This is a genomic window from Curtobacterium sp. B18, from assembly GCF_000333375.1.
Classification (GTDB): Bacteria; Actinomycetota; Actinomycetes; order Actinomycetales; family Microbacteriaceae; genus Curtobacterium.
In genome coordinates, this window is sequence record NZ_BACZ01000300.1 from 1 (window position 1) to 7,801 (window position 7,801).

Sequence of the window (7,801 nt, forward strand, 5' to 3'; positions counted from 1 at the left end):
CAGCCGAGACTCGCGGGTGGTCCGGACCGTCAGACGGCGGCCGGCTCCGTGGCGAGCGTGCGGGCGAACGGGTCGAAGTCCTCCGCCAGCGATGCGATCGGCGCCACGGTGGACGCGACCTCGACGAACGCACGGCGCTCGACGGACTCCTCCACCGCGACCATCGCGTCGAGCACGTGGTACCCGACCTCGCCCGTCGCGATGTGTGCGCCGCCGCCGCGGATCGCCCGCGCCATGTCGAGCACGCCGAGTCCCCGGCCGGCCGTGGGCTCGGCGTCGAGGACGGTCTCCCACTCCTGCTCGAACGGGAACGACACGTCCTTCGACAGCGGCCGAGCGATGCGGATCGGGTGGCCGCCGCCGAAGGTGTTCGGGTCGGGCAGGACGATCGTGCCCTCGGTGCCGTTGACCTCGAAGACGCCGTGCCGGAACAGCGGGGTGTCGAACGAGAGCAGGGACTGCGCGTTGCCGCCGTGCTCGAACGACGTCAGCACGGAGAGGTGCGTGGGGACCTCGACCGGGAACTCCTGGCCGGCGTTCGGCCCGACGACCAGCTGCCGGGTGTCCCGCGAGCGGGAGCCGGTCGCGACGACCGAGGCGATCGGCCCGAGCAGGTGCACGAGCGCGGTGAAGTAGTACGGCCCCATGTCGAACAGCGGGCCGGCGCCCTTCGCGTACAGGAACGACGCGTTCGGGTGGAAGACGTCGGGGCCCTGCCACTGGAAGCTGGTGACCGCGGTCAGCGGTGTGCCGATCGCGCCGGCCTCGATCGCCCGCTTGGCGGTCTGCCACCCGGTGCCGAGCACGGTGTCGGGTGCGATGCCGAGCCGCAACCCGAGCGACTCGGCGAGTGCGACCAACCCGGCTGCGGACTCGCGGTCGACCCCGATCGGCTTCTCGCTCCACACGTGCTTGCCGGCGCGGAGCGCGGCGGTGGAGACCTCGACGTGCGTCGCCGGCAGCGTGAGGTTGATCACGATCTCGACGTCCGGGTCCGCGAGGACCTCGTCGCCGGTGCCGGACGCTGCGACGCCCCACTTCGCGGCCGACGCCGCCGCGCGCTCGGTGTCGATGTCGCCGATCCGGACCACCTCGACGTCGGGGAACCGCGTGAGGTTCGACAGGTACTGCTCGCTGATCATGCCGGCGCCGATGAACCCGATGCCGACCGTGCCCGTGCGGGTCATGCGGAGACCGCCTCCGTGCTCAGGGTGGCGCGGAGCCACCGGTAGGACTGCTCGACGCCGTCGAAGACGTCGCCGTCGTAGCCGTCGAACTCGATGACGGCGTACTCGAGGGCGGGCGCCGCGGCCAGCGCCTCGGCGAGCCGGACGTCGCCCTGGCCGGCCGGGGTCTGGTCGGTGGGGATCGTCGCGGTGGAGATGCCCTCGCGCATCGGGCCGTCCTTGACATGCACGGCGACGATGCGGTCGCCGAGCTCCTGGATGAACGCGACGACGTCGATGCCGGCGGCAGATGCCCAGTAGAGGTCGAGTTCGAGCACCACGCCCGGGTCGAGGAGCGAGGCGAGCACCTGCAGCGCGGGCTGGCCCTCGATCTGCGGCCGGAGCTCGTGGTCGTGGTTGTGGTAGCCGACGCGCAGACCGTGCTCGGCGGCTTCGACGGCGGCGGCGTTGAGTCTGGCAGCGATGCGTTCGACGCTCTCGCGGGTGGTCCAGTGGTCGGGCCCGACGAACGGGTCGATGACGATCTCGAGGCCGAGCTCCTTCGCGGCGGCGAACGTGTCGGCGTGCGACGGGGCGGTCATGACGCTGCCGTCCGGCAGCGGGATGGTCTCCTCGACGAGGAAGGCGTGCCCGGTCGTCGCGGTGATGCCGTGGGCGTCGAACGCCTGCTTGAGCTCGGCGGATCGACCGACGAACGCGAACGCCTCGACGGTGTCGAAGCCGATCTCGGCGAGGCGGCGGACGCCGCCGTCGAGGTCGGGCTCCAGCGCGGCGTTCACCGTGTAGAGCTGCAGGGAGATGGCGGGAGCCATGGTGGGTCCTTTCTGCCCGCGTCGTCGCGGGGTGGCGGTGACGGCCTGGAGGCGCGGCTCGCGTTGCGGACGCGGGTCGCGCCTCCAGGCTGCTGACGCGCGAAGTGCGCTACTTGACCGACTTGATGGGGAGGATGACGAGGGCCCCGAGCAGGACCGCGACGCCGGCACCCCAGAGCATGAGCGTGTAGTTCTGCCCACCGCCGATGCCGAGGAGGAACAGGCCGACCGCGGGGGCGAGCGACTGGGGCAGGGCGTTCGCGATGTTGATGACGCCGAGGTCCTTGCCGGGACGCTCCGGGTCGGGCAGCACGTCGACGATGAGGGCGGTGTCGATCGCGGCGTAGATGCCGAAGGCGAAGCCCATCACGATCTCGGCGAAGTAGAACCCGCCGACCGTGTCCACGTGCGCCAGGATGACCAGGCCGACCGCGGTGAGGGCGGTGGAGCTCCAGACGAACACCTTGCGGCGGCCGACACGGTCGGACACCCAGCCGGAGAGCGCGGCGCTGGCGAGGAGGGCGACGGTGTAGAGGAGCACACCGAACGCGACGACCCCGACGGCCTCCTTCTGCGGGAGCCCGATCCGGTCCTCCATGTAGAGGAGTCGGTACGTCGTGAACATGAACGTGCCGAAGGTGATGAGGAAGCGGCCCCACCAGGCGAGCCCGAAGTCGCGGTGCTTGATCGGGTTCGTCCAGAACGAGCTGATCAGGTTGATCCAGCTGAACGGCTTGATCGGCGTGGTGGGCAGGTCGTCACGGGCGATGACGGCGTAGACCACGATCGCGATGATCGCCAGGATGCCCGGAGCGATGAAGAGGACGGGCAGGTTGCCGACGAGGTAGACGGCCAGGTACAGCCCGGCGAGGATCGCGATGTTCTGGGCGAGGGCGATGACGCTCGACGCCTTGCCGCGCTGGAACTCGGGCACGTTGTCGGCGAAGCTCGCGGTCAGCGTGGCGAGCACGGCGTTGGCGGTGACCTGCGCGAGGACCCACGCCAGGGTGAGCTGCAGCTGGTTCGGCGAGAAGGCCAGCCAGGCGAGTGCGCCGACGAAGACGACGACGCCGCCGATCATCCACGGGCGACGACGACCCCAGCGGGTGCGGGTGCGGTCCGAGATGGCTCCGAAGAGCGGGTTCGCCAGCAGGGCACCGAAGGCGCCGAACGGCAGGACCGATCCCACGACCGACTCCGGGTTGCTCGGGTTGAGCTCGCTCGCCTTGATCGACATGCTCACGAACACCGGCGTGAGCAGGGCGACGAACAGGCCGAACTGGGCGAAGCTCAGGCCCCAGAGGTAGCCGCGGCCGACGCGCACGGAGCTGACGGCCTGGGTGATGCCCTCGACCGAGAAGGCGCGGGAGGCTGCTGCCTCGTCCGTCGCGGTGGCGCCGGCGGCTGCGGTGACCGCGGGGGACGCGGTCCCGGCGATGCCGCGAGTGGGTTCTTCCTTCGACGTCGGTGTCGACATGACTCCTCCTCGAGTCACAGGGGCTTCGGGGCCCGTCTGAATCCCTAGTCCTACTAGGTGATCGGGACAGTAGCACCCAAAACCTCCGACCGGAAGTTTTTGTTGCGGTACTTTCCGCTCGTTCTTCGGCAACGCGGGGCTGCCGGTAGGTTTGGCCGCGTGACCTCCACCGACGGAAGCAGCAGCCGCGGCCCGTACGCCAAGGGCGTGCAGCGTCGGCAGGAGATCCTCGACCAGACGCTCGAGGTCGTGGCCTCCCGCGGCATCGACGGCACCTCGCTCCGGGCGATCGGCGAGGCGATCGGCGTCTCGCACGCCGCGCTCCGGCACTACTTCTCGTCGCGGGAAGCCCTGCTCGTCGAGGTGCTCCGGGAACGCGACGAGGCGTCGAACCGGGCACTCGGCGACACCGCAGGCGTGTTCGCCAGGCTCGAGTTCGTCGCGCACCGCAACGTCGTCGAACCCGCACTGGTGACGCTCTACACGACCCTCCTCGGGACCTCGGTCGAACCCGGGAACGAGACGGCACGGTCGTACTTCGCGGGGCGGTTCGCGACGGCCAGGGCCGAGCTCGCCGGCCAGCTCCGCGACGAGCTCACGGCGTCCGGCCGGCACAGCGACGTGGACCTCGACCAGGTGGCGTCACTCATCATCGCGGCGTTCGACGGCCTGCAGGTGCAGTGGTTGCTCGACCGGGACGTCGACATCGCGGGGACGCTCCGGCTGCTGGAGCGGGTGCTCTAGTCTCCGAGCGTCTCCGAGCGTCTCCGAGCTCACCGTCCGGTGCGGCCCGCACCTCGGGCCGTCAGTCGAGTCGGACCTCGGCGACACCGCTCCCCCGGCACTGCAGGGGTGCCCCGAAGCCGTAGTCCGTCCAGGCCAGGTCGACCCCGCGCTCGTCGAGCTGCGCACCGTGGGCGTCGAAGAGCGCCACACGGCCGCGTTCGTCCTGCGTCTGCTCGACCGGGACCGTCCAGGTCGTGCCGTCGACCTCCGACGTCGCCGACTCCCGCTCCGGCGTGCAGTCGGCACCGACGCACACGGCGACGGACTCGACGGCGGTCGCGAGGTGGTCGGGCACGACCACGTCCACCGTGTTGCCCTGCCCGTAGTCGGCGCAGGCCGACCCGGGCGAGGAGCACCCGGCGAGCGCCAGCACCAGCCCGATCCCGATCGTGGCGGTGACCAGCGTGCCCCGGCGATTCCCCATGCTCGATCGTCCCAGGTCACCCGCCGGTCGGCCACCCCGCGCCGCGCTCACTCCGTGCCGTCGTCCTCCTCGGGGTTGAAGTGCGAGTCGTCGCCCGCGTGCCCGGCGGCGAGGCCGTCGGGCTCGTTGGGGATCGTGCCGTCCTCGCCGAGGCCGTCCGGCTTCGGGGTGCCCTCCGGGTCGTTCTTCGGTGCGGTGCCGTCGGTGTCGCTCATGGTGTGCTCCCGTGCAGTGTCGGTGCGGGACCGCCGTGGTCCCGGTGGTGTCGGAACGTACCGACCCCGCCTCGGAGAAGCCCGCCGGACGCGGCCTCGACCACGCCTTCCGGATGTCCGCGCGGGCGGCCAGCGCCTAGGCTGACGGCGTGAACCCGGCGCGCCACCAACTGTCCGCGCTCGTGGCTCCCGGTGCCGCACCGCTCGTGACGGGCATGCCCGAGGCGAGCGCCTCACGCAACGCCGCCGTCCTCATCCTGTTCGGCGAGCTCGACGACGTCCCGAGCGACCGTCCGGCCGCCGACGCCGCGGTGTCCAGGGGACTCGACGTCCTGCTCCTCGCCCGTGCCGCCACACTCCGGGCACACCCCGGCGAGGTTGCGTTCCCCGGCGGCCGGGTCGACCCGGGGGACACCGACGCGGTCGACGCGGCGCTCCGCGAAGCGCGCGAGGAGACGGGTCTCGACCCCGCGGGCGTGGACGTCCTCGGCACGGTCGCCCCGGTGCCGCTCGCGTTCTCGAGGCACCTCGTCACCCCGGTGCTCGGTTGGTGGCGCGAGTCCTCCCCCGTCCGGGTCGTGGACCGGGCCGAGTCCGCCGCGGTGTTCCGCGCCCCGGTCGCCGACCTGCTCGACCCGGCCCACCGGGGTGTGACGGTGATCCGACGCGGCGGCCAGGAGTGGCGCGGCCCCGCCTTCACCATCGACGCCGACGGGACCGAGCACGTCGTCTGGGGCTTCACCGCGATGCTCCTCGACGCGCTCTTCGACCGCCTCGGCTGGGCCGAACCGTGGGACGACCGTCGCGAGGTCGCCCTGCCGCGCACGCGCGCCTGACCGCGTCGCTGCACGGGCGGTCGCGGGTGCGGCCCGGCCCGCTCCCGGACGGGAGGCGCGGTGCGGGCCCGACCCGCGCCTCCCGTCCACCGTCGGTGCACGTCGACACCCTGCCCCTACGCTGGAGACGTGGGGGCACGCGAGGACTGGTGGGACGATCCCGGTGACGACCTGGAGCTGCACCCCGAGCGACCCGTCGAGCGACCCGCACGGCCGGCGCCGGGCGTGGGCGACCTCGTCGCCACCGTCCTGCTCCTCGGCGCGGCCGTCCTCGTGAGCCCGGCGGCGTGGTTCGCGGTCCTCGTCGGCCAGCTGGCGTTCGCCGCCTGCGCGCAACCCACACCGGGGTGCGCCGCCGGCGACGGGGACGTCGGCACGACCATCGAGGCCTGGCACCTCGTCCTCACGGCGGTCGTCCTCGTCGTGGGGATCACCGGGTCGGTCGCACGCCGCGGCCGACGGCGGACGGGGTGGCCCGTCGCGCTGACGACGCTCGTCGGCGTGCTGCTCGTCTTCGCCGGGGCGGTCGTCGCGCTGCAGGTCGCCAGCGGCGGCAACCTGTTCTGACCGACCCGGCCGACGGCGCTCGGACTACCGACGCGTCGCGCCGATCGCCCAGACACGCGGCGGCTCGACGCCGTTCACGGCGTGGTCGCCGATGATGCGCGCCTTGAACACCCACGGGTTGTGGCTGCCAGCGGTGCGGGCGTTGCGCCAGTGCCGGTCGAGGTTCTTCGTCGTGCTCACGCCGGACGCGGCGAGGGCGTCGAACAGGTGGCTCGTCGCCGTCGTCGCGAGGGAGGTGAGCGCGACCTGCGCCTGCGCCGTCGCGAGCTCCGCGCGGTCGTTGCGCCGCTCGTCCTCGGCGGTGTCGAGGGCGGCGCCCTCGTACGCGGCCTGCAGCGCCTCCGCTGCCCGGTCGACGATCGCCGACGCGGCGAAGCCGGCGGCGGAGACCTCGCCGACGACCTGCAGGATCTGCGGGTCGGCCGAGAAGATGTCGGCGTTGCCGTGCGAGAACACGCGGTTGCGGCTCCGGACCTGCAGGGCGATCTCGCGTTCGGCGGCGAGGACCGAGCCCGCCAGCACCGTGAGGAGCACGGCCTGGTAGTAGGCGGTCTGGTACGTGAACCGGTCGTCGAACGGGATGACCGCGTCGGCGGCGACGACCGCGTCGGTGAAGGTGCTGGTGCCCGAGCCGGTGGTGCGCTGGCCGAAGCCGTCCCAGTCGTCGCCGTGGGTCACACCCGGCTGGTGGGCGTCGACGATCGCGATGACCCGTTCCCCGGTGTCGGTGCGCTCGGCGTACGTGTCGATCCAGTCGGCGAAGATGCTGCCCGTCGAGTAGTACTTCTGGCCGCTGATCCGGAACGTGCCGTCGTCCTGCGGGGTCACCTTCGTGATGACGTCGCCGATCTGGACGGCACCGACCTCGGTCCAGGAGTTCCCGGCGATCTCCCCACGGCCGAAGCGCTCGAGCCACGCGTCGCGCTCCCCCGTGCGGGCGACGAGTCGGTCCTCGACGAGGGCGAAGTGGCCGCGGAGGGCCTGCGGGATGTTGCTGTCGGCGGCGGCGAGTTCGGTGAGCAGGCGGAACACCTGCGGCAGCGTCGCACCCGCCCCACCGAACCGGACGGGGACGCGCACGGCGCCGAACCCGGCGGCGGCGAGCTCGCGGATCTCGTCGAAGGGCAGGCGGTGCTCCTGCTCGCGGGCGCTGGCACCGGCGGCGATGCGGTCGAAGATCGGTCGGAAGCGGGCGGCGAGGGTCTCGTAGTCGACGGCGTCGTCGGTCGCGGGACGGGCAGCGGCGGTGTCGGTCATGGTGGTGTGCCTTCCGGTACGGGGTCGGGCGGTGGGGGCGGGGTTCGGGGTCGGGCGGTGGGGCGGGCTTCGGGGGCGGGGTCGTGGTCGCTGTCGCGGCGCTGTCGTCAGACGGCCGCGGTCGGCGCGGCGACCACGTGCTCGACCGGGGTGGCACCGTCGACGCCGGCCGCGGCGGTCGACCGGGGCGATCCCCGTCGTGCGAGGACCGGACTCTAGAGGTCCCCCGGGACCGAGCTC

9 protein-coding genes are annotated in these 7,801 nt (G+C 72.5%); 3 read left to right on the forward strand and 6 right to left on the reverse strand.

All coding sequences use genetic code 11. The features are described 5' to 3' along the window. Positions 1–29 precede the first annotated feature (29 nt). The 3 genes from I5E_RS07915 to I5E_RS07925 form a co-directional block, all read right to left on the reverse strand. Positions 30–1,187 carry a Gfo/Idh/MocA family protein gene (locus I5E_RS07915; protein ID WP_022906501.1) on the reverse strand — a complete coding sequence of 386 codons (1,158 nt, stop codon included), beginning with the start codon at positions 1,185–1,187 and terminating at the stop codon, positions 30–32. After that, positions 1,184–1,999, reverse strand: a complete 816-nt coding sequence (locus I5E_RS07920; protein ID WP_022906502.1) for a sugar phosphate isomerase/epimerase family protein — start codon at positions 1,997–1,999, stop codon at positions 1,184–1,186. The genes I5E_RS07915 and I5E_RS07920 overlap by 4 nt, the downstream gene beginning before the upstream one ends. Positions 2,000–2,108: 109 nt before the next feature. Beyond that, positions 2,109–3,476 (reverse strand): MFS transporter, encoded by a 1,368-nt coding sequence (locus tag I5E_RS07925; RefSeq protein WP_022906503.1) that lies wholly within the window; start codon positions 3,474–3,476, stop codon positions 2,109–2,111. A gap of 159 nt (positions 3,477–3,635) precedes the next feature. Here I5E_RS07925 and I5E_RS07930 point away from each other — a divergent pair, with 159 nt between their 5' ends. After that, the gene (locus tag I5E_RS07930; RefSeq protein ID WP_022906504.1) at positions 3,636–4,220 is read left to right on the forward strand and encodes a TetR/AcrR family transcriptional regulator; all 585 of its coding nucleotides are present in this window, start codon (positions 3,636–3,638) and stop codon (positions 4,218–4,220) included. Between the two features lie 61 nt (positions 4,221–4,281). On the opposite strand, the gene I5E_RS07935 is transcribed toward I5E_RS07930, so the two are convergent. After that, positions 4,282–4,686, reverse strand: coding sequence for a hypothetical protein (locus tag I5E_RS07935; RefSeq protein ID WP_022906505.1), 405 nt, complete (start codon positions 4,684–4,686; stop codon positions 4,282–4,284). Positions 4,687–4,733: 47 nt separating this feature from the next. Further along, complete coding sequence (locus I5E_RS25335; RefSeq protein ID WP_022906506.1) at positions 4,734–4,901, reverse strand: hypothetical protein; 168 nt, start codon at positions 4,899–4,901, stop codon at positions 4,734–4,736. A 215-nt stretch (positions 4,902–5,116) separates the two neighbouring features. Here I5E_RS25335 and I5E_RS07950 point away from each other — a divergent pair, with 215 nt between their 5' ends. Further along, the gene (locus I5E_RS07950) at positions 5,117–5,737 is read left to right on the forward strand and encodes an NUDIX hydrolase (RefSeq protein ID WP_083857904.1); all 621 of its coding nucleotides are present in this window, start codon (positions 5,117–5,119) and stop codon (positions 5,735–5,737) included. A 129-nt stretch (positions 5,738–5,866) separates the two neighbouring features. After that, positions 5,867–6,304 carry a hypothetical protein gene (locus I5E_RS07955; protein WP_022906507.1) on the forward strand — a complete coding sequence of 146 codons (438 nt, stop codon included), beginning with the start codon at positions 5,867–5,869 and terminating at the stop codon, positions 6,302–6,304. 24 nt (positions 6,305–6,328) lie between these two features. Here the strand turns inward: I5E_RS07955 and I5E_RS07960 are convergent, their stop codons facing one another. Beyond that, on the reverse strand, positions 6,329–7,561 hold the full coding sequence (locus tag I5E_RS07960; RefSeq protein ID WP_022906508.1) for an acyl-CoA dehydrogenase family protein: 1,233 nt from the start codon (positions 7,559–7,561) through the stop codon (positions 6,329–6,331). Positions 7,562–7,801: the final 240 nt, after the last annotated feature.